This window comes from Bacillus sp. 3a (assembly GCF_017161885.1).
In the GTDB taxonomy this organism is placed as follows: domain Bacteria; phylum Bacillota; class Bacilli; order Bacillales; family Bacillaceae; genus Bacillus; species Bacillus safensis.
Genome location: NZ_CP067376.1, coordinates 3,310,044 through 3,329,946, shown reverse-complemented (window position 1 = coordinate 3,329,946; position 19,903 = coordinate 3,310,044). Strand labels below are relative to the sequence as shown.

The window sequence follows — 19,903 nt, the reverse complement described above, 5'->3', positions numbered from 1 at the left end:
ATGAAAAAAAGAACCTTATTAGGCAGCTTTTTGATGGTCACGGGGCTGATGCTCATCTCCGTTCCTTTTCTATATGAGTGGCGAACTTCTCAAGAGACAGCAGCAATGGAACAGGCATTAAAAATGATTAAAGAAAATGACAGTGATGCCCTTTCGTCTATTCCACATTTAACTGTGTCAGAAGAAGACCTGCGAGATGTGATGGAGCTAGAGATCCCGTCAATTGATTTAAACGAAAAAGTGCTTCCTGTTACAACAAAAGAAAATTTAGGTATAGCACTGACTCAAATTAAATCTCATCAAATGCCAGGTGAAGGTAATTTCACGATTGCAGGGCATAGAGGGTATAGAGGTGACCGGCTTTTCCGGCAGCTGCCAGAGGTACCTAAAGGAGAAAAAGTTGTCTTACATCATCAAGCTGAAACATACGAATATAAAATTGTCAGCTCAGCTACGATTGAACCGACGGATGTGGATGTACTAAAGGATCGTGGGAAAAATGAACTGACATTGATCACTTGTACACTTGATGGTCAGAAACGATTTGTCTTAAAAGGAATACGAATCAACGCTTCAAAGGGTGAGCAGCCATCGGATGTATAACATCAACATAATAAATGATGGATGCAATGGAAAAGCAGCGCTCACGACCGATATGTTACACCAATTGTTATCTGAGCAATATCCAACTTTAAAAAACGAACGTTGGGATGTTGATGTAGATACAATTCGGGCTTCACCTATTCTTCACCCTTTATTAAAAAGAAAGCTTCCAATAGGTATTGAAAAATTCACATGTGTTTTGTTCACGCAGCAGACAGCAGCTTTTGGAGAGCCTTTGATTGTGTACTTTTTATTGGATGAGAAAGGCGAATCGATTTACGCAATGGATCTCTTGATAGAGCAGCAAGATACCCATTAAACGATAAAAGGAAAAGGCTTTGATTAACGGGTTCGGTTTTAAGTTAGAAAAATGAAATCAGTCATAAATGAGGACTCTAATTCGTATATGAATTGGAGTTCTTTTATTATTTCAATTCGTACAAAAATTAGCATAAGAATGCATTGAAAACAGGCGTAATCATCGAGCAATTGGACATCGAGGATTTAGTGGAGACTGATAAAATGGTCTAAATTTAAACGATTGGCGACCAAAGAAGATCATCTAGTTTTTATCCTTTCCCTTTTTCTTCAGAAGGAATATCAGAAAGTGCTAAAGATAATCATGTGTTGACTCCAAAATACTGATAAAATTTATTTAGATTATTCCTTAATTATAGGTATGGAGGTAAAAGCATGCGAAAAGAAGACCCCCAATATATTTTTCGTAATGATGCACGACCAGAAGTTGTTCATGATTTAGCCGATGTAGATGAAAATTCCACTGAGTTGTTAATCACAGGAAAAACAAAAAATATTGAAAGGTTGAAATCTTTTTCTAACCTGACGAAATTGTGGATTTACAAAGTGAACCAAAAGGAATTCAATACGATCTTAAGCTTAGTTAATCCCAAAATGCTCTTTGTGCATGAACTGAGAGTAGAAGATTTATCAATCATCAGTTCTCTTAAAGATGTTGAGGTATTGGCACTTGAATGGAATACAAAGGCACAAAGTTTATGGGATTTATCAAAAAACACGTTTTTAAAATCTTTATCCATAACAGATTTTTCAAAGTTGAATGACATAGCCCCTTTGCAAAAAAACACTGGTTTAGAATTTCTACAATTGTCAGGCGGGATTTGGAATACATTAAATATACATACTCTTCAACCTTTAAGATACCTCAAGAATTTAACATATCTGTGCTTATCAAATATAAAAGTGAAGGACGAGTCTTTGGAGCCGATATCGGAATTAGAGGGACTCAAGGAACTTGAAATTTCGAACCAATTCCCGACAGAAGAATATGCCAGGTTATCCGTAACCCTCCCAAATACGAAGTGTGATCGTTTTGCACCATACATCTTTTTATCAAGTCCTATTGTAGATAAAGATGTGATGGTGATTGGAAAGCGAAAACCGAAATTAAATTCAAAAGTTGATGGGGCAAAGTTGCAAAAATACGAAGAACAATTTAAAGCGTACCAAGAAAAATTTATAAATTAACTTAAAAAGCAATGGAAAATCAATTCCATTGCTTTTTGTATGGCTAATACCATCATAAACTTTTTCTTTCTTGTGATTCAATTACGCAAATAACTTCAGCCCAACCACACCAATCACAATCAGCAGCAAGCTGAGTATACGAATCATGTTTTTCGGCTCTTTAAATAAAATCATATTAAACAAGACAGAGCCCGCCGTTCCAAGACCAATCCAGACCGTATAGGCAACGGATACTTGAACGGAAGAGAACGAGGCGTATAAAAACAAAAAGGATAAGGCAAACCCGCCGACAAATAAAATGCCTGTCGTGATTTGCTTTTTCTTACTAAACATATTGAGGCCAATGGTTCCGCCGATTTCGCAGGCAGAGGCCAACAGTACAAAAAACCAGCCCATGTTATACCGCTTCTCCTTTCTGCTCATGTGCATCTCCATCAGACACTTTCAGCCCAATAATCCCGAGAATCAAAATGCCCATAAATAAGAGTTTTTCAAATGAAAACGAACCGCCGAACAGCGCATAATCCATCAAAGACGTACCAATCGTTCCAACTCCGGCAAACACGGCGTACACGGTTCCTGTCGGCAGCTTTTCGCAGGCTTTCATTAAAAAGTAAAAATCAACTGGGATCAGGCAGATAATGATCGCCCATTCCCACAGAGCATCTGCTCTATTTAAACCAAACACCCAAAGTAATTCGAATAAACAAGTGAGTGCAACATACATCCAGCTTTTTTTCATCGTATTTCCTCCTAAAACTTAAAAATGACGATTCGTCATTTTAAAACCAAAAAAGAGCGTACAGCGAGTGCTGTACTAAGTTAAGGTGTCTCTATGCCAAGCGCGTAAAGAAGAAATTGCTTCACCTCTCGCTTTTGAATCAGAACCTCTTCTGTATCTGTTTCCGTAAACAAGTACATTTGCTCAGCAGACGATTCGAGTAAACCGATAATAAATTTGGCTGCATATTGACAGTTCAAATTCGCACGGACCCTTTTGTCCTGCTTTGCTTTTTCTAGAAAAGCAGCGACCCATTTGTAAATCGGCTCATAAATATCTTCCCATTCCTTTAAATGCTCGGTGGCGGCTAAGCCTGAGTAGGTGAGGGCAAGGACATCACGGTATTGCCTTGTAAAAGCAAAAATGAATTCAACAAGTGCATCTGCTTGATCGAGGACATCTGCATGCTGAGTGAATTCCTTTTCGATTGCAGGCACCATCTGTGCGATGAGATGTTCTGCGATTGCAGGCATGACGGAAAGCTTTGAAGGAAAATATAAATAAAACGTTCCTTGCGCTACTCCTGCTGCTTTCACAATATCCGAAATGGTCGTCTTTTCAATGCCTTTTTCTTTAAACGCATCAATGGCAGCAAGCATAATCTTTTCTCGTTTCGACATATCATCACCGACCTTAAATGACTGAATGTCATTCATTTTAGCGGGGAAATGACGATTTGTCAATATGGTTTTCTCTTCATTGAATGTGAGAATAAGTGATGAATAGATGCGGGCAAGCCTGAATAAGCTGTAAATATGGTCAAGCATCATCATGTGAGAAAGGGGCAGCTCTCTGTATGACATCCAGTGCTATGTTTTCCATTGCTTATTTTCTCCTGCTCGTCCCGCTCTATTTACATATGAGATACAGACAGGCAAAAAAGCACAATCGTTTTATCTATTTGCGGACAGAATTGGTCTTAGCCATTCTGTTTATTTATACGAATGTTTTATTATATTTGACGGTCTTTCCAAATCGTTTTTCCGCCCCAAGGGATCAGGTGAGTGTCAACCTCATACCTTTGCAGTCCATTTATCAAAATCTTCACGCGTACCATCATGGCTATCCCAATCTTGTCTTTCTAAATTTAGCAGGGAACATATTGTTATTTGTTCCACTCGGTTTTTTTCTATATCAAACCTTTCGAACCTTGCGCTGGCAAAAGGCGGTTCTTGGGGGCTTTCTCCTGTCAACCATGATCGAATTGCTCCAATGGATGTTCTCGCAATCTGGTATTATTACAAGAAGCAGCGATATTGATGATATTCTCTTAAATACACTTGGCACAGCGCTAGGCTGTATCGTGTATCAGATTTATCGAAAAAGGAAGGAGAAAACCTGAGTGAAGCGAGTTTGTATTATTCCATGTGGCGCGAAGAAAATTTGGGATGTCGATCCAGAAGCAGGGAGCCAGCCAGCGAACCATGTCTATTTAAGTCCCCTGCATCAGCGTACGAAAAGCTATGCTCAAACGTTCTTTTCAGACTGGATGATCTTATCAGCAAAGCACGGGTTCTTAAAGGCAGATGATATCATACATGAAAATTATGATGTGGCTTTTGGTACACCGCATGCTAAGCAGATCACACGAGAAGAACTGAGCCAGCAATTTCATCAAAAAAATCTTTTCGCATATGATGAACTGGTGGTACTAGGCGGAAAGAAATATCGAAAAGTGCTCGATCCTTTATTACAGCCTCATCAAAAAGCAAATTATCCGCTTGCTCCATATAAAGGAATTGGCTACATGCTTCAGGCGTTACATCAAGCAGTGGAATCAAAAGTAGAACTTCCGCCGCATATTTAACACATTCACATCTACCGGTAAGCAGGGTTTTGATCTTTAAAAAGAGAATAATTGAAATAGCTGATTGTTTCATATCTTTTCAGCAGCCACTAGGATGCCCGTATCGCTCGGGTGAAGTGGCTCAATGAAAAAGGAGGCGTATGAACATGACAACCATCTATTTAGCTGGTGATTCGACCGTTTCATCTTATCCAGATCGTCCTGTTCAAGGAGGATGGGGAGAGTTTTTACACCGCTATACAGCGCAAGGGGTGAACGTCGAGAATCGTGCCATTGGTGGAAGAAGCTCAAAAACATTCATTGAAGAAGGACGCCTTGATGACATATTGGCTGACATTCAGCCAGGAGACTGGCTTTTCACGCAAATGGGGCACAATGATGCTTCCAAGGAAAAGCCTGAGCGGCATACAGATCCTTTCACAACGTATAAAAACTACCTGTCTCAATATATTCATGGAGCAAGAGCAAAAGGGGCAACACCACTTTTATTAACGCCAGTCGGCCGTTTTCATGAAAAAGACGGAGAATTTATCAATGATTTTCCTGATTACTGTGCCGCTATGAAAGAATTAGCCGATGAAGAAGAAGTTCTTCTCGTCGATTTAAATACCGCAAGCCTTCAGTTTTATCAAATTTCCGGCATAGAGAAAACGACCTCTTATTTTATGCTGTCAACAGGAATTGAGGATCGCACGCACTTTACAAAAGAAGGCGCAGATGCGATTGCAAGACTTGTTTCTCTTGAATTAAAAGACCTTGGTTTAACCATTGTATGATGGATGACAGGACGAGTGAGCGCTCGTCCTGTTCTTTTTTGCAGAAAGCTATTGATTCCCCTCACTAGAGTAGACTACAATAGATACATATGATAATGAGAATCAATATCACTGATAAATAGATCATTCGATGGAAAACTGGAGGGACTCAAATGACAGAGCAGCTTGAATTGTTTGACGTCACCATTATTGGCGGCGGGCCAGCAGGCATGTACACCGCCTTTTATAGTGGGATGCGGGACTTAAAGACGAAGGTACTTGAGTACAACGAAAGCCTTGGCGGAAAAATCCTTCTCTATCCTGAAAAGGTCATTTGGGATGTCGGCGGTTTGCCGCCAACAAGAGGAGAACAGCTGATACAGCAGCTGGAAACACAGGCGAAAACATTTGAACCAGAGATTGCACTGAATCAAAAAATCACGTCATTTGAGCGAGATGAACATAATCACATCATACTGACGGCTGAAAATGGTGATCGTCATTTGACAAAGACCCTCATATTAGCGATGGGTCATGGCATTCCAGTTCAGCGGAAACTTGAAATCGAGCATGCAGACCGCTATGAAGTGACAAACCTTTATTACACTGTCCAGGAGCTCAAGACATTTGCAGGGAAGCGGGTTGTGATTTCTGGAGGCGGCGACTCAGCGGTTGACTGGGCCAATGCCCTTGCACCGATTGCTGAAAGTGTCACCGTCGTGCATCGCCGTGACATGTTTGGCGGACATGAGAAAAACGTCGCCAACATGAAGGCAACTTGCAAACGAATTTTAACCCCGCATGAACTAACAGAGCTGCATGGTCAAGGCGACAAAATTGCTGCGGTCACCATTCAAAACATAGAGACAGGTGAAAAAGAACGAATCGAAACAGATGCTGTGATTGTCAATCACGGAATGAAAGGCGATCTAAGTGTGCTATCAGAATGGGGCCTTAAGCAAGGTGAATGGGGACTGATCGAGGTCAATGAAAAAATGGAAACCAATTTACCGGGCGTCTATGCGGTAGGCGACTTGTGTACACATAAAAGCAAGGTTCGCTTAATTGCCGGCACGTTTGTTGATGGAGTCAATGCACTGAATAGCGCAAAGCTGTACATCGAACCAGAAGCTGAAAAAGTGGCATACGTTTCCTCTCATAATGAACGCTTTAAAGAGAAAAACAAAGAATTACAAACAGCTGGAGCTCGTTGAAGCATTCAAATAACATAGCAAAGTGCTGCCCGTATGTGGCAGCACTTTTTATATGGGTCCATTAATTGCGAGGCGCAAATAACATCACACTGACTCCAGCCAAACAGATCAAAGCACCCATCCAGTCATATAGATCAGGTGTTTTTCGATCGACCCACCAGCCCCAAAACACAGCAAGAATGACAAAAACACCGCCATAGGCAGCATAAACCCGTCCGAAAGTCGGGAACTGCTGAAAGGTTGGAATGATGCCATATACAACCAAGATGAGGCTGCCGGCAATCCCGAAGCTGACAGGTTTTGCTTCACGCAGCCAAAGCCACACCAAATAGCCACCGCCAATTTCTGCTAAACCTGCTAATAAAAAAAGAACAATCGTCACCATCATATACGGACACTCCAATTTCTCCAATTTACACCCTATTATGACATGTGGAAAGAATGCGTTCTACCTCAATTGAATGGAGAGGAGCGAAGGGGAACATTTCGGCAAATGAAACGTAGTACATATGGAGGTGAAACACATGAAAACATCCATAGAAAAAGACCTATTTCTCTTATCAGTCAGACACGCATTGATTGCCTGTTATTTTTTAGTGTTTCCGTTCGTTGCACAAGTCCTTTATACCCCGTCACCTTTATTGATGGCCCTCATCTCTCTTTTTATGATTCATAACCTTACAGAAAGTATCATTTGGCTCTACAAATCGAGAAAGATTAGAAAGCACCAGTCTGGTGATCTATCAAAACGCAGGCATGTCTTTAGCCAGCTCGTGCAAAGAGTTGAACAGCTCCTCATCCTCAGTTTTGTCATTCTATTGATCAATGAATGGATACAAGGAAGGGCGGGTCTATCTACACTGTCATTCACTCTTTTTCTATTGATCATCGTTTTTCTTCAGCACGGCCAGTTTTACTACGTTCAGCTATTTTTTAAATCCAACAGCTGGTTCACTTATGTTCCTTCTTTGCAAAAGGCACGTCCTTCATATATGGCGAGGGAGCGAAAGGCCCTGAAAAGGTTATAAATGTGCCATCACTCGGTTGATCCAGCCATAAACATCAGAAAATTATGATAAAATGTGGAAAGAAAGAATAGAGAAAGGGAGTGCGAGCGAGTGAAAGCAGTTGGACTATTGGAGTATTTGCCGATTGAGCATGAGCAAAGCCTGATGGATCAGGAGGTCGAAAAGCCTAAGGCGTCTGGCAGAGATGTACTGGTGAAGATAGAGGCTGTGTCCGTGAATCCAGTTGATACAAAGGTGAGATCACCGAAGGATCAGAAGGAAGAAAAACTGAAAATTCTAGGCTATGATGCAAGCGGTACGGTTGTAGAAGTGGGCGAAGCGTGTACATTGTTTCAGCCAGGTGATCACGTATACTACGCGGGAGATATTACGCGTCAAGGATCGAATAGTGAATATCAGCTTGTGGATGAACGTATTGTGGCGAAAAAGCCTGCCAATCTATCCTTTGCAGAAGCCGCCGCGATGCCCCTTACAACAATTACGGCTTATGAGGCTTTATTTGACCGGATGCATATGAATCGGAATGCTGAAGGTTCAACCTTGCTGATCATTGGTGGTGCAGGCGGTGTTGGGTCTATCGCCATTCAACTAGCCAAATTAGCGAAGGCAACTGTGATCGCTACCGCATCAAGACCAGAAACAAAAGAGTGGTGTCTGTCATTAGGTGCCGATCATATCATTGATCATCATCAGCCGCTTTTAGCGCAGCTCGAGGAAAAAGGAATTGGCGAAGTGGATTTTATTTTATGCTTAAATGATACAGATGGACATTTCAAAGGCATGGCAGAAGCGATAAAACCGCAAGGCACGATCTGTACCATTGTCGAAAACCAGCACAACCTAGACATTCAATTACTCAAAAATAAAAGTGCGGCATTTGTATGGGAATTCATGTTCACACGCCCTATGTATGAAACAGCGGACATGATCAAACAGCATGAGCTTTTGACAGAGGCGGGTGAGTTATTTGAGCAGGGAAAAATAACGCATACCTTAACAAAGGTTCTCAGTCCGATCAATGCTTCTAACTTAAAGCAGGCACATCAAACGCTTGAGCAAGGAAAGATGATTGGAAAATTTGTGCTTGAAGGATTTGAGAGAGGAGAGAGCGTATGACGTCATTACAATATCCAATTGGCTTATATGAACCGGTTGAAACAAAAACGAAAGCACAGCTTGAAGCATGGATGGATCAGCTGGCTACAATCCCCGAAGAGTATGAAGCGGTGACCGCACCGCTGACAGATGCTCAGCTTGATACACCTTATCGGCCGGGAGGATGGACTGTTCGTCAGCTCATTCACCACGTAGCAGACAGCCATCTGAATGCATACTTACGATTCAAACTTGCTCTCACAGAAGATACACCGGACATACGTCCATATGATCAGGAGGGATTTGCCTCACTTCCTGACAGCAAGGCTCCCATTAGTTTATCTCTGCCTTTGATTAGCAGTCTGCATCGCAGGTGGGTCACTTTACTGCGGGGAATGTCAGAGGAAGACTTCAACGCTTCTTATTATCACCCTGCCGATCAACAAACGGTGTCCTTATATGATGCAACAGGAATGTACGTCTGGCATTCAAAGCATCACCTTGCCCATATCACGGAATTAATCAAAAGAAATCAGTGGAATTAAAGGAGTAAATGCATGTCTGGAAGAAGAATTGTCGGCGCCATGTTTATCTGTATGGCGGCATTGTTTTATATAGCGAAATATGTTCTTTTTGAGATACGCTATAGTAACAGCTTAGGCTCAGAAAGAACGATTGAGGAACTTGAACAGCTGCTCCCTGGCGGTACGTGGATCAGCATTTTTTTCCTCATCATTGGCTTAGCCTATCTTTTATGGGATGACAGGGAAGTGATTCGTAAAAAGCTTTTCACCCCAGATCGACAAGTAGAAGAAACAAAAAAGACGGAGCTCAAGTGACCGTCTTTTTTCCTTTTCTTTTGTTAGCCGCGTTCAGGACGCAGTGCTTTTTCTAAGATAGCAAGGCCTTCATTGACTTTTTCTTTTTCCTCGTCATTGAGCCGCTGCAGGGAATTTTTGATTTTTTCGTGTCCTTTTTGATAAATACTTCTGAAAATATTTTTCGCTTCCTCTGTCAGTTCGACGACAATGATTCTCCGGTCACGCTCAGAGTGCTTTCGCACGACAAAGTTAGACTGTTCTAACCGGTCAAGCAGACCTGTCATATTGGACAAAGAAGCGCCCATTTTTTCAGCGATTTCGGATACTTTGAGAGAGCCATGGTTATTGAGCAGCATGAGCACCTTCATTTGAGGCATACTCATATCAAGCTTCATCCATTCAGAAACATCTCCAAGACCTGCAGCTGTGAGCACTTTCATATAAAGAATCCATGTCTTTTTTTCTTCTGGAGATAGAATCTCTTCTTTTAATACGGTGGTGTCATGAATATTATATTCCACGCTTGTTCACTTCCTTTAAGCGGCTCTTTTTCTTTATATTACTGATTTTTACTTCTAATTGAAAGGTTCGTCAAGCTTTTGAATGTTAAACTGCATGAATCAAGTGGTATTTGTTGTATAATAATGTTCAGTTGAAATAATGAAGCAACCTAGAAAGTTGGGAAAAACATGTGGAACAAAAAAACGGGTATGACGATCTTAAAAATGCTTTTTCCGATCGTCATTATCCTTGTCTTGATTTTTGTCGCGAAGCAGGAGCTGAGCGGACTTTCCATTAAAAAGACGTTTTATATTATTGACAGCTTGAACCGAATGGACTTGTTTATTCTTGTCTTTCTTGGACTTGTCGCGGTTTTATCGATGTCCTTATATGATTTTATTTTACGAAAAAGCCTTGATATGCCCATCAGCGGCTGGAAAACGATACGCATTTCCTGGATTGCGAACTCCTTTAACAGTGTTCTTGGATTTGGCGGTCTATCAGGAGCAGGGCTTAGAACGCTTCTCTATAAGGAGTACATAACAGATACGAAAAAATTGCTGAAAGGCATTGCCCTTTTGACTTCCTCTGTCCTTTTGGGCTTATCTATTTTCAGTGATTTGATCTTGGTCAGGGTGCTTCCAGTTGAAAGTATTATCAGCCAGGAGCCGTGGCTATGGGCATTTGTCATTATCTTTGCCTGTATTGTACCGATTTATATCGTCATGGCATCCATTCGAAAAAGCTCGATCGAGAGCGGTGAAAATGGACTAAAGCATCCAATTTACGCTTATATCGGGGCATCGTTTTTAGAATGGCTGGCAGCTGGACTTGTCATGTACATGGCTGTCGTCTCTATGGGGATGAATATCGATGTCCGAATAGTCTTAGGTGTATTTGCGATTGCGTCAATCGGCGGTTTAATCAGTATGGTTCCGGGCGGATTTGGTTCGTTTGACCTTATCTTTTTACTGAGCATGCAATACATTGGTTTTGATAAAGAGATGGTGCTGACGGCGCTCGTCTTGTACCGCTTCGTGTACTCGATTTTCCCGTTTATCTTAGGGCTTTGTCTAGCTGCTTACGATTTAACGGGAACGACGCTTAGACGTCTTGAAGGCAATCCGAAAATGGCACCTGCAATTGAAACGACGAACGTTTTAATTGTTTTGCACCGTGCTTTATTAATCCGTTTATTATACGGATCTTTATCGATTTTAACCTTTGGAAGCGGCTTGCTTATCATGGCATCTGTTGTGCTTCCAGTCGACCGATTAGGTGTGATTACCAGCATTCCGCGCTTTTTGTTATCAGGATTTAATGGTCTTTCTTTAATGTTCGGAATCATTCTGATGATTTTGTCCATTGAAGTGTATAAAAGAACGAAAAGATCATACGTGCTGACAATGATCTCTTTAGCAGGCGGTTTTGTGTTTACTTTGTTAAAGGGGTTTAATCTCAGTCTGATCTTTATTTTGCCAGTCATCATGGCTGTGTTTTTCTCTCTTCGAAATCAATTTGTAAAGCAGCAGGCACCTTATTCCTTGTATCAGTTTGTGACGGCTGCCGCTGGTTATTTATTCGTGCTGTTTAATTATAATGTGATTGGCAACTTTATTTGGACAAAAATCGGACATTTCTTGAGTAAGGATTACTTGGTGCATAATGAACGGCATATCACGATGACAAGCATGATTGCTCTCATCGGTGTCCCGCTTTTCTTCTTCATTAGTAAATTGATTTTTAATAAGAAAGCATTTCCGATTGGAGAAAAAGCAGATGAGGAAAAACTAAAAACGTTTTTAGAAGAAAAGGGCGGAAATGCCCTCAGTCATCTTGGCTTTTTAGGCGACAAAAAACTATTTTTCTCAAGTGATGGAGAAGCGATGCTTCAGTTTGGACGAATTGGCCGCTGCGTCATTGTGCTTGGAGATCCATCTGGACGTGAGGCGTCTTATCCGCTTGTACTTGAAGAGTTTTTACAGGAGACAGAAAAAGCCGGCTACCGCGTCGCTTTTTATCAAGTAGAACGAGAAGGGATGGCTCTTTATCATGACTTAGGCTTTCACTTCTTTAAGCTTGGGGAAGAAGCCATGGTCGATTTAGAAACGTTTACTCTGTCAGGTAAGAAAAAATCAAATTTACGAGCTGTGGCGAATAAATTTGAACGAGAAGGCTACACCTTTGAAATGCTGGAACCTCCCTTTTCAAATGAGTTGATCTCAACCTTAAAACAGATCTCTGACAGCTGGCTCGGAAAGAAAAAAGAAAAAGGATTTTCGCTCGGTTATTTTCAAGAAGACTATCTTCAAAAAGCACCGATTGCGATTCTAAAGGATGAACAAGGGCAGATCATTTCCTTTGTATCATTGATGCCGATGTATCAAGAAGGGGAGATTTCCATCGATTTAATGCGTCATATGCATGATGCACCGAACGGGATGATGGATGCGCTGTTTATCCACCTGTTTCAATGGGCGAAAGAAAGAGGCTACAAATCGTTTAACATGGGAATGGCACCTTTATCGAATGTGGGGACGTTCCATCAGTCCTTTCTCACGGAGCGTTTGGCGAGTGTTATTTTCAACAATGTCAGATACATGTACAGCTTCAGTGGTTTACGGTCATTTAAACAGAAATATAAGCCTGAATGGCGCGGGAAATATTTAGCGTATAAAAAGAATACGTCACTGCCTGTCACAATGGTACTTGTCACCAAGCTGATCGGGATGGACCCAAATCGAAAGCGCCGTCCATAAACCAAAAGACCTTTACCTTTCACTAGGTGAAGGTTTTTTTAGACAAAAGAATAGCAAAAGTGGTAAAGTTGAAGGGTAAGGGGGATGTTCATATGACATTAAATGAATGGTTTACAAAGGGATTAGCTGAACGTACATATGTACACAACATGGAGAAAAACCGGGAAAATCTGCTCACGGTGTACAACCAGTATGCAATTCATCAAAAAGAAAAAGAGCTGCTTCAAAAACTGCAAAAGAAAAAGCTCAGAGCACTTGTCATCACAGCGGACTGGTGCGGAGATGCGATGGTCAATGTTCCAATTTTCATGCGTATTGCAAATGAAGCACTCATTGATGCGCGCTATTTCATTCGAGATGAGCATCTAGACCTGATGGATCAGTATTTAACGAACGGGACCGCAAGATCGATTCCGATTATCGTCATCATTGATCAGGACGGGAATGAAGTGGGCAAATGGGGACCTCGCTCAGCAGAGGCGCAGCGCTTTGTCGACGAGAAAAAACCGGACAAAGATGCACCTGATTATGAAGAAGCTTTTCAAGTATTTGCGAAAGAAGCCGCACATCACTATACGACAGACCGCTACTTATGGAAAGATATTGAGAAAGAAATAGTAGAAGTTTTGGCAAAAATATAAACCAAAAGACTACTTCGCCGCAATGGGAAGTAGTCTTTTTTTATCTTGTTTTTGCGTTTTACCTACAAAACCACCGCATAAAGATGTAGAAAACCGCAGAATTCTATCAAATACCGCAGAAAACCGCAAAGCACCACGATTTTCCCAACCACTTTTAGTTGAAAAACCTCATATATGCTATGAAATCAATGATTTTGCCCTTATCCAAAGGCTCATATAACGCACAACGGTTGGCTTTTTCCCAATACAAGAGGCCCAGCAACTATAGTAATCTAGTTGTAATCTCCTTTGAACGAACTAAAAAAATGACGGAAAAGGACAGGCGATCAATTTATGAAAAAAATCATTTATCTCGATCAAGAAAAAAAGAAGCTCGCTGAATCGAAAAAAAGAGAACAGCGTTCCATTAAATCACTGAGGCTGCTTGTGTTTTATGACGGACAAAGCCCTGCATGTGCAAAAACGATTGATGTGTTAAGATCACTCGATTGGAAAAATCGGATTCACTTTGAATCCTTTAGACACTCGCAGCTGCTCAGGCTGAATAAAATCAGTGAAGAGAAGGCGGAAAAACGAATTGTGTCTATTTCCCTAGCCAAAAATCAAAAGAATTCAGGGATTTATACTTGGCTGCGTATGGCCTGCCATATCCCTGCTTTATGGGGAACGGTCCCATTCATCGTGCTCAGCATCTGGCTTGGCTTTGGACAGCATGCGTACGATTTCTTTGCAAAAAGACGGTATATTCATTCTGTCAAACGGGTGAACCATCATGACACAGATCAACAAGAGACCATTTAATAAATAGAAAAAGCATGACCTTCGATCGGCAGAAGGTCATGCTTTTTTGTAATAGGGAAGATATACTGTTAAATGATCGAGCAATTTCTTTGTATAGGACTTATAGGCCTGCTCATCAAGCTCAGCACCTGCATAGGTAAGTAAGGTCCTAAGAGCAAACAAATATTCACTGTGCAGCTCATTGTGTTCAAAGTAAGGAAGGGCTGCTTCGACCAAATAGGTTTTCAAATCAAGTGGGTTTTCCTCAATCATCAATTTATAGATTTTGATCATATATAAACAGTTTGGCTGAATACGAGGCTGTTTTAACAGCTCGTGTATGTAGGGAAGTGCTTTTTTGCGGTCATATTCAGCGTATAGTGTCGCAATTTCATATAGCGTTTCACAGTAACGATCTTCTATCTGTTCTTGATTAAAGTAATTGAGTGAATCTAGTAAATAAGGCACAGCTGAAGAGAAATCACCTTCACGTTTTAAGAGCACCCCGTAATAAAAATAAGCGGACATTTTAATATAGGCATCAGGATGAAGGGACGTGTGCAAAATCACTTCCTTTATATATTTCTTCGCAGTTTGATAGGCTTTTAGTTCAAGTGAGATCACGCCGTGAATGAGTGTACAGTGAATAATCCGCTTGAAATTGTTCTTTTGTCTATATAAATCCATTGCTTGATGTGTCGCTTCAAGCGCATCACCCAGCTGTCCCATGTTTCCAAGTGCTTTTGCATAGTGATAATACAAATCACTTTGTTCGACTGAAGCGTAGGAAAAGCAGCTTTCAAGCTTTTTGAGCCCATCTTCAAGCTGACCAATTTTAATTTGATGAATGCCGTCAAGATATTCAAAAATTTCTTTTTCCGTTTCAATAAAGGTTTTTTCGAATTTTTTGAGCACGCGGTGTGTTTTTAAGGCAAGCGGCTGTTTATCCGTTAATAAATAAAATTGAAATAAGGACAAATGATACTGAATACCTAAATCGAGCGAAAAGAACTGCTCCTCGTGCTGAATGATCATTTCTGCATTTTGTTCAGCCTGATCGAGAGCATAGAAATACATATTCATTTGAAACTCATCCAAAAGTGACAGCAGATGACGCGCCTTTTGTGACAGCTTTTCTTGGCTGATGCCAAGCCGTTCAAGCAGCAAATTGATCGTATCTTGATTGGCCTCCTTTGAGCCATTTTCAATTTTACTTAAATGAGAGACAGAACAAATTCCTTCTGCCAATTCAGATTGGGTCATATTTTGTTTATAACGGTAGAGTTTAATGATTTGTCCAATATTGATTTTCATTCCATCCAGAAGCCTCCCTTCCAATCATGGTTGAAAGCCTTTTGACAAAAAAACCAGATCAGACAAAATGGGAATACTTGAAAATCATTTCATCATCTTGGCTTTTTTCTCAAAATTTGTTTAAAACGTAATATGATTGTAACATTACTTGAAAAAGTCAAACAACTATTTAGCAGACGGGGAGGAGGGATACTTGATTTGCAACTGCATGCGATGACGTTTATAATGTGAATGAGAATCAATTTCAATTAAGTTGATTGAAAGGATGACATATATGCCAGAAACGAAACAACAAACAGAAGCGTTAACAGTTCGAGACGCTGTCAGATATAGACGATCGATTCGAAAATTCAAAGACATACCGGTGACGATTGAGCAGCTTCAGCCGCTATTAGAGGATGCAGTCTATGCACCGAACCATAAAATCACGGAGCCGTGGCGCTTTTTATATGCGGTGACGGATGAAGCGAAAGCGACTTTTGTAGAGCGTTTTATTGCTTTCTTTCAGCGCAACAACCCAGATGCAAAAGAAGAAAAAATCAATCAATACAGAGAATACTTTTCTAAGGTTCCAGCGCTTTTACTTGTTGTGCTAAAAGAAGACGAGAACCCTGTCGTGAGAAATGATGATTTTGCCGCCGTCAGCGCACTTATTCAAAATCTTCAGCTGCTTGCGTGGGATCAAGGAATCGGTATGGTTTGGAAGAGCGGACGTATTTTATACGACAAAGGCTTTCAACAAGACATGGGATTAAAGGAAAACGAACGGTTTGCTGCGATCCTTCATATAGGTTATCCAGAAGAGGTGCCTGAGGAAAAATCACGCCAGAAAGCTTCAAGTCTTCTTACTGAAATCAAATAAAAGAAAAGCAGACCGCTGAATAAGGTCTGCTTTTTTACTTATTGTTTTTTGGCGCGCTGATCGGCCGCTTTCATACGTGCCATTGCTTTTACGTCATTCGGATCTGCAAGTTCTTTGGAAAATTCAACATATTCGCCATCCGTCTCTTGTGCCGCGAGCTCGTGGTTGGATTTTTTGCGTTGGTCTTTTTTCAAAGCCTTTCCCTCCTTTACAAGATCACTTTAGTTATGTGCTTGTTGGAGGGGAATATCCGTCTTATTTGTTTCTTTTTTCTGCTGCTCTTTCCGCTTTTTTGAATTCCTGCTGATACAGGACTTCCTGGGTTTTCTTCAGCTTCGAAGTTGGCTGGTGTTCTTTTTTCTTCATCAAAATCGCCCCCTCATATCATTTCTAATAGGATGGGTGTTTTTGACAACATTTATTCCTTAGAATGCAAAATTGCTTCTTTTAGTTCAGGGTGCAAAAAGTCATAAGAAGAGAGCAGTGCTTTTTTTGGCAGAGCACGCTGACCTTCTAAAACAAGTAATGACATTTCACCAAGGGCCGTTTTGATCACAAAAGATGGCACCTTCAACCAATGGGGGCGGAGAAGGGCAGAAGCAATGGTTTGTCCAAGCTGTTTCATTTGAACAGGATTCGGTGATGTCACATTGAGCGGGCCTGAGAGGTCGTCATTATGAATCGCATAAGCAATGAGATGTGCCACATCCTCAACATGAATCCATGAAACCCATTGCGAGCCAGAGCCGATTGTCCCGCCGGCAAACAGCTTGTAAGGAAGTGTCATCAGTGGCAGTGTCCCTTTTTCGCCTAACACGACGCCAAAGCGGGTGTAGACTGTACGAATGCCGAGTGCTTCAATTTTTTGCGCCTCAGCTTCCCAAAGTTTTGATGTATGACTTAAGAAATCAGTATCTGCAGGATGTGATTCCTCCGTAAAATCTCCTGTTTGAGAAGTGCCATAAATCCCGACAGCACTTGCTTGAATCAGTACAGATGGCTTTGATTCCTGCGCTTCTATAATGCGTCTTACCTCTTGTGTTGATTTGAGACGGCTGGAGAGGATGCCTTCTTTTGCCTTGTCTGTCCAGCGTGTAAAAATGGATTTTCCAGCAAGGTTAATCCATACATCGATGGCAGGCAATTCATGCTCAGGTGCAGCACCTTCAGTCAGCCACTGCACATAATGTAAATGATTTTGTTCGGATTCCTTTGGATTTCTTGTTAAAATATATAGATGATGTCCCTCAGCAGCGAGCACTTTTGTGACATGCTGGCCGATAAAACCGGTTCCTCCGGTAATGGCGATATTCAATTGACATCTCTCCTCTCATATACATACCTATATCTTTCACGATTTTGAATCAGAAGAAACATCCTGACTGTTTTGGAAAAGGAGTGATCACAGGATGCCCTATATTACAAAAATTTCTGCTCAGAAAAACAATACCGAGCGGGTCAACATCTTTCTTGATGAAAAGTACGCCTTTAGCGTTGATTTAGATGTGCTCGTCCAGCACGATTTGAAAAAAGGAAAAGAACTGGACGAAGCAGATATCATTGAAATTCAATTCGGTGATTCAGTGAAAAAAGGATTTCAGCAGGCCGTTGATTATTTATCCTACCGCATGAGATCAGTGAAAGAAGTCACCGATTATTTAACGAAAAAAGAAATCCCTGCACCTGCTATTAGTGAAATTATACACAAATTAAAGCATTATAAGTATGTAAATGATCTTGAATTTGCAGAAGCCTATGTCAGCACCCACCGGAAAACGAACAGCAAAGGACCGTCCGTCCTAAAAAAAGAATTGAAGCTCAAGGGGATAGACGATGACACGATTGAACAGGCGCTATCGCAATACCCTGATGACTTACAGCTGGAGGAAGCTGTAAAGCAGGTTCTCAAGCTTGTCAAAAAAGAAAAAAATCGTTCTGCAAAAGAGATCGAGCAGCGCATCAAGCTGCAGCTGCAGCGAAAGGGATTTTCGTTTGAGATCATTGATAAAGCCCTTCAAGAAGCCTATGATGGACAAGAAGAGGAAAAGGAAGAAGAAGCCCTCCTTTATATGCTGGAGAAGGCAAAACGCAAGGTAGGGTATGACGGATCATTTGAAAAGAAGATGAAAGTAAAGCAATTTTTATTCAGAAAAGGCTTTGATCTTGATACAATTGATCACGTTTTAGACAAAGGGGAATGACAGATGGAAAAACGCTATAGTGAGATGACAGAATACGAATTGAAGCAGGAGATTGCCGCCCTTTCTGAAAAAGCACGAAAGGCTGAGCAGCTTGGCATTGTGAATGAATACGCAGTTTTAGAACGGAAAATCGATATGGCGAAAGCCTATTTATTAGATCCAGCCTCGATTCAAACGAAAACAACTTATCAAATCAAAGACACAGAAGAAGAGTTTTATGTAGAATATCTAAATGGCGTTTTTGCGTGGGGATACAGAGTATCGGCTCCAAATAAGGAAGATGCCCTGCCGATTTCAATGCTGACGCAAAAGGACTGATCCCAAGTGATCAGTCCTTTTCTTTACTTAGAACGCTGTTTACGGACGTTGTTCTGAAGTACGATGTCGTGCTGCGTTTGCTGCGTTTCTCCGTTGACCTGAGAGGCAGAATGTTTTGCATTTGCCCATGGTTGAGGGTAAGCGGTTGTCCTTAATTGAACAAAGTCTGCCATATACGATTTCCCATTTGAACTCATATCTCAAGCACTCCCTTTGGAAAAATTAGCGTTTCCCTGATGCCCTCATACGTTCCTGTGGACGTGTATTCGTTTCACCATTCGGCCGTTTAGACGCATAAGCATCTGTAGCGCCTGGTTCGCCTTCAAACTTGTGATTTACCTGATTTGGAAAGCCTTTTGCTTTATTACGCATATCGATTCCCTCCAAACAATACAAATCATTTGCGTCTTTTGAAGACGTAAGGGTAGTATATGAAAAAAGAAGTTTTTTTAAAAAGGCACATTCTGCTAGATAAAGGAGGAACAGGCATGGAACAATACTTTGAGCGATTAACAGAACAACTTATGGAAAAAAACAATATGCTGACATATGACGAAGCACGTACATGGGTAGAGCTGCTTTGGAGTGATTTTGAAACGACTTATGCAAAGGCTGGCCGCAAGTATAAAGGACAAGAAACAACAGAACGAATTGTCCAAGAGTGGATCGAGAGCTACGGCGCGCAGCTGCATTTATTTCAAAATAAACAATCAAAGGCAAACGAGCATCTGCAACAAAACAATCGAGGGCTGCTTCACTAAAAGGTTGCCCTTTTACTTCCATTCATCTTTTTCAATAATAAGGAAAATATACAAATGAACAAATAACTTTATGAAACAATACCCAGTCTGTGATCGAAATTACAGGCTTTTTACAATGATTAAACTTAAAATTACATTAAATTCATCCTGCCGAAA

General features: G+C 41.0%; 29 protein-coding genes. 18 read left to right on the top strand and 11 right to left on the bottom strand.

Translation table 11 applies throughout. From position 1 onward, the window contains the following. The 3 genes from JJ692_RS17065 to JJ692_RS17055 all read left to right on the top strand — a co-directional run bounded on the left by JJ692_RS17065 (position 1) and on the right by JJ692_RS17055 (position 2,109). On the top strand, positions 1-603 hold the full coding sequence (locus tag JJ692_RS17065) for a class D sortase (protein WP_073204357.1): 603 nt from the start codon (positions 1-3) through the stop codon (positions 601-603). Then, positions 596-922 carry a hypothetical protein gene (locus JJ692_RS17060; RefSeq protein WP_073204360.1) on the top strand — a complete coding sequence of 109 codons (327 nt, stop codon included), beginning with the start codon at positions 596-598 and terminating at the stop codon, positions 920-922. The genes JJ692_RS17065 and JJ692_RS17060 overlap by 8 nt, the downstream gene beginning before the upstream one ends. 374 nt (positions 923-1,296) lie before the next feature. Beyond that, a complete protein-coding gene (locus JJ692_RS17055) occupies positions 1,297-2,109 on the top strand; it encodes a leucine-rich repeat domain-containing protein (RefSeq protein WP_206533988.1) in 813 nt (270 codons plus the stop codon). Positions 2,110-2,190: 81 nt separating this feature from the next. Here the strand turns inward: JJ692_RS17055 and JJ692_RS17050 are convergent, their stop codons facing one another. From JJ692_RS17050 to JJ692_RS17040, 3 genes are all read right to left on the bottom strand, one after another. Continuing rightward, positions 2,191-2,505: a DMT family transporter gene (locus tag JJ692_RS17050; RefSeq protein ID WP_003217878.1), complete on the bottom strand. Its 315-nt coding sequence runs from the start codon at positions 2,503-2,505 to the stop codon at positions 2,191-2,193. 1 nt (position 2,506) lies between these two features. Beyond that, on the bottom strand, positions 2,507-2,851 hold the full coding sequence (locus JJ692_RS17045) for a DMT family transporter (protein WP_047202046.1): 345 nt from the start codon (positions 2,849-2,851) through the stop codon (positions 2,507-2,509). 80 nt (positions 2,852-2,931) lie between these two features. Next, positions 2,932-3,510 (bottom strand): TetR/AcrR family transcriptional regulator, encoded by a 579-nt coding sequence (locus JJ692_RS17040; protein WP_025093485.1) that lies wholly within the window; start codon positions 3,508-3,510, stop codon positions 2,932-2,934. Positions 3,511-3,686: 176 nt separating this feature from the next. Between JJ692_RS17040 and JJ692_RS17035 the strand changes: the two genes are divergently transcribed. The 4 genes from JJ692_RS17035 (at position 3,687) to JJ692_RS17020 (ending at position 6,666) form a co-directional block, all read left to right on the top strand. After that, entirely contained in the window at positions 3,687-4,232 is a 546-nt protein-coding gene (locus tag JJ692_RS17035) for a VanZ family protein (RefSeq protein ID WP_206533987.1), read from the top strand. Next, positions 4,233-4,697: a DUF6884 domain-containing protein gene (locus JJ692_RS17030; RefSeq protein WP_206533986.1), complete on the top strand. Its 465-nt coding sequence runs from the start codon at positions 4,233-4,235 to the stop codon at positions 4,695-4,697. A gap of 146 nt (positions 4,698-4,843) precedes the next feature. Then, positions 4,844-5,473 (top strand): rhamnogalacturonan acetylesterase, encoded by a 630-nt coding sequence (locus JJ692_RS17025; RefSeq protein ID WP_206533985.1) that lies wholly within the window; start codon positions 4,844-4,846, stop codon positions 5,471-5,473. A gap of 152 nt (positions 5,474-5,625) precedes the next feature. Next, positions 5,626-6,666, top strand: coding sequence for an NAD(P)/FAD-dependent oxidoreductase (locus JJ692_RS17020; RefSeq protein ID WP_073204376.1), 1,041 nt, complete (start codon positions 5,626-5,628; stop codon positions 6,664-6,666). A gap of 61 nt (positions 6,667-6,727) precedes the next feature. Here JJ692_RS17020 and JJ692_RS17015 read toward each other — a convergent pair whose 3' ends face one another. Beyond that, positions 6,728-7,054 carry a YnfA family protein gene (locus tag JJ692_RS17015; protein WP_103132717.1) on the bottom strand — a complete coding sequence of 109 codons (327 nt, stop codon included), beginning with the start codon at positions 7,052-7,054 and terminating at the stop codon, positions 6,728-6,730. Positions 7,055-7,190: 136 nt separating this feature from the next. Here JJ692_RS17015 and JJ692_RS17010 point away from each other — a divergent pair, with 136 nt between their 5' ends. From JJ692_RS17010 to JJ692_RS16995, 4 genes are all read left to right on the top strand, one after another. After that, positions 7,191-7,694 (top strand): hypothetical protein, encoded by a 504-nt coding sequence (locus tag JJ692_RS17010; protein ID WP_206533984.1) that lies wholly within the window; start codon positions 7,191-7,193, stop codon positions 7,692-7,694. A 90-nt stretch (positions 7,695-7,784) separates the two neighbouring features. Beyond that, positions 7,785-8,810 (top strand): zinc-binding alcohol dehydrogenase family protein, encoded by a 1,026-nt coding sequence (locus JJ692_RS17005; RefSeq protein ID WP_206533983.1) that lies wholly within the window; start codon positions 7,785-7,787, stop codon positions 8,808-8,810. Then, entirely contained in the window at positions 8,807-9,334 is a 528-nt protein-coding gene (locus JJ692_RS17000; protein ID WP_151040199.1) for a YfiT family bacillithiol transferase, read from the top strand. Before JJ692_RS17005 ends, JJ692_RS17000 begins: the two co-directional genes overlap by 4 nt. 12 nt (positions 9,335-9,346) lie before the next feature. Further along, positions 9,347-9,628, top strand: coding sequence for a hypothetical protein (locus JJ692_RS16995; protein ID WP_073204386.1), 282 nt, complete (start codon positions 9,347-9,349; stop codon positions 9,626-9,628). 23 nt (positions 9,629-9,651) lie between these two features. Here JJ692_RS16995 and JJ692_RS16990 read toward each other — a convergent pair whose 3' ends face one another. After that, positions 9,652-10,131, bottom strand: coding sequence for a MarR family transcriptional regulator (locus tag JJ692_RS16990; protein WP_044334463.1), 480 nt, complete (start codon positions 10,129-10,131; stop codon positions 9,652-9,654). A gap of 168 nt (positions 10,132-10,299) precedes the next feature. On the opposite strand from JJ692_RS16990, the gene mprF reads away from it, so the two are divergent. From mprF to JJ692_RS16975, 3 genes are all read left to right on the top strand, one after another. Beyond that, positions 10,300-12,870 carry a bifunctional lysylphosphatidylglycerol flippase/synthetase MprF gene (mprF, locus tag JJ692_RS16985; protein ID WP_206533982.1) on the top strand — a complete coding sequence of 857 codons (2,571 nt, stop codon included), beginning with the start codon at positions 10,300-10,302 and terminating at the stop codon, positions 12,868-12,870. A 92-nt stretch (positions 12,871-12,962) separates the two neighbouring features. Further along, the gene (locus JJ692_RS16980; protein ID WP_024425227.1) at positions 12,963-13,511 is read left to right on the top strand and encodes a thioredoxin family protein; all 549 of its coding nucleotides are present in this window, start codon (positions 12,963-12,965) and stop codon (positions 13,509-13,511) included. Positions 13,512-13,844: 333 nt separating this feature from the next. Further along, positions 13,845-14,312 carry a thiol-disulfide oxidoreductase DCC family protein gene (locus tag JJ692_RS16975; RefSeq protein WP_024425226.1) on the top strand — a complete coding sequence of 156 codons (468 nt, stop codon included), beginning with the start codon at positions 13,845-13,847 and terminating at the stop codon, positions 14,310-14,312. Between the two features lie 36 nt (positions 14,313-14,348). Here JJ692_RS16975 and JJ692_RS16970 read toward each other — a convergent pair whose 3' ends face one another. Then, on the bottom strand, positions 14,349-15,605 hold the full coding sequence (locus tag JJ692_RS16970) for a transcriptional regulator (protein ID WP_024425225.1): 1,257 nt from the start codon (positions 15,603-15,605) through the stop codon (positions 14,349-14,351). Positions 15,606-15,879: 274 nt separating this feature from the next. Here JJ692_RS16970 and JJ692_RS16965 point away from each other — a divergent pair, with 274 nt between their 5' ends. Further along, a complete protein-coding gene (locus tag JJ692_RS16965) occupies positions 15,880-16,467 on the top strand; it encodes a nitroreductase family protein (protein ID WP_044334458.1) in 588 nt (195 codons plus the stop codon). Between the two features lie 38 nt (positions 16,468-16,505). On the opposite strand, the gene JJ692_RS16960 is transcribed toward JJ692_RS16965, so the two are convergent. From JJ692_RS16960 to JJ692_RS16950, 3 genes are all read right to left on the bottom strand, one after another. Further along, a complete protein-coding gene (locus JJ692_RS16960; RefSeq protein ID WP_206533981.1) occupies positions 16,506-16,661 on the bottom strand; it encodes a YfhD family protein in 156 nt (51 codons plus the stop codon). Between the two features lie 61 nt (positions 16,662-16,722). Further along, positions 16,723-16,833, bottom strand: a complete 111-nt coding sequence (locus tag JJ692_RS16955; protein WP_017358836.1) for a YfhE family protein — start codon at positions 16,831-16,833, stop codon at positions 16,723-16,725. A 52-nt stretch (positions 16,834-16,885) separates the two neighbouring features. Beyond that, positions 16,886-17,782: a TIGR01777 family oxidoreductase gene (locus tag JJ692_RS16950; protein WP_206533980.1), complete on the bottom strand. Its 897-nt coding sequence runs from the start codon at positions 17,780-17,782 to the stop codon at positions 16,886-16,888. Positions 17,783-17,876: 94 nt separating this feature from the next. Here JJ692_RS16950 and recX point away from each other — a divergent pair, with 94 nt between their 5' ends. Then, the gene (gene recX, locus JJ692_RS16945) at positions 17,877-18,668 is read left to right on the top strand and encodes a recombination regulator RecX (RefSeq protein WP_024425808.1); all 792 of its coding nucleotides are present in this window, start codon (positions 17,877-17,879) and stop codon (positions 18,666-18,668) included. A gap of 3 nt (positions 18,669-18,671) precedes the next feature. Further along, the gene (locus JJ692_RS16940) at positions 18,672-18,986 is read left to right on the top strand and encodes a YfhH family protein (RefSeq protein ID WP_041087336.1); all 315 of its coding nucleotides are present in this window, start codon (positions 18,672-18,674) and stop codon (positions 18,984-18,986) included. 23 nt (positions 18,987-19,009) lie between these two features. Here the strand turns inward: JJ692_RS16940 and JJ692_RS16935 are convergent, their stop codons facing one another. Beyond that, positions 19,010-19,183, bottom strand: coding sequence for a YpzG family protein (locus JJ692_RS16935; protein WP_008360604.1), 174 nt, complete (start codon positions 19,181-19,183; stop codon positions 19,010-19,012). Between the two features lie 25 nt (positions 19,184-19,208). After that, a complete protein-coding gene (locus tag JJ692_RS16930) occupies positions 19,209-19,358 on the bottom strand; it encodes a small, acid-soluble spore protein K (protein ID WP_003217849.1) in 150 nt (49 codons plus the stop codon). 116 nt (positions 19,359-19,474) lie between these two features. On the opposite strand from JJ692_RS16930, the gene JJ692_RS16925 reads away from it, so the two are divergent. Continuing rightward, complete coding sequence (locus JJ692_RS16925; RefSeq protein WP_024425219.1) at positions 19,475-19,747, top strand: YfhJ family protein; 273 nt, start codon at positions 19,475-19,477, stop codon at positions 19,745-19,747. Positions 19,748-19,903 lie beyond the last annotated feature (156 nt).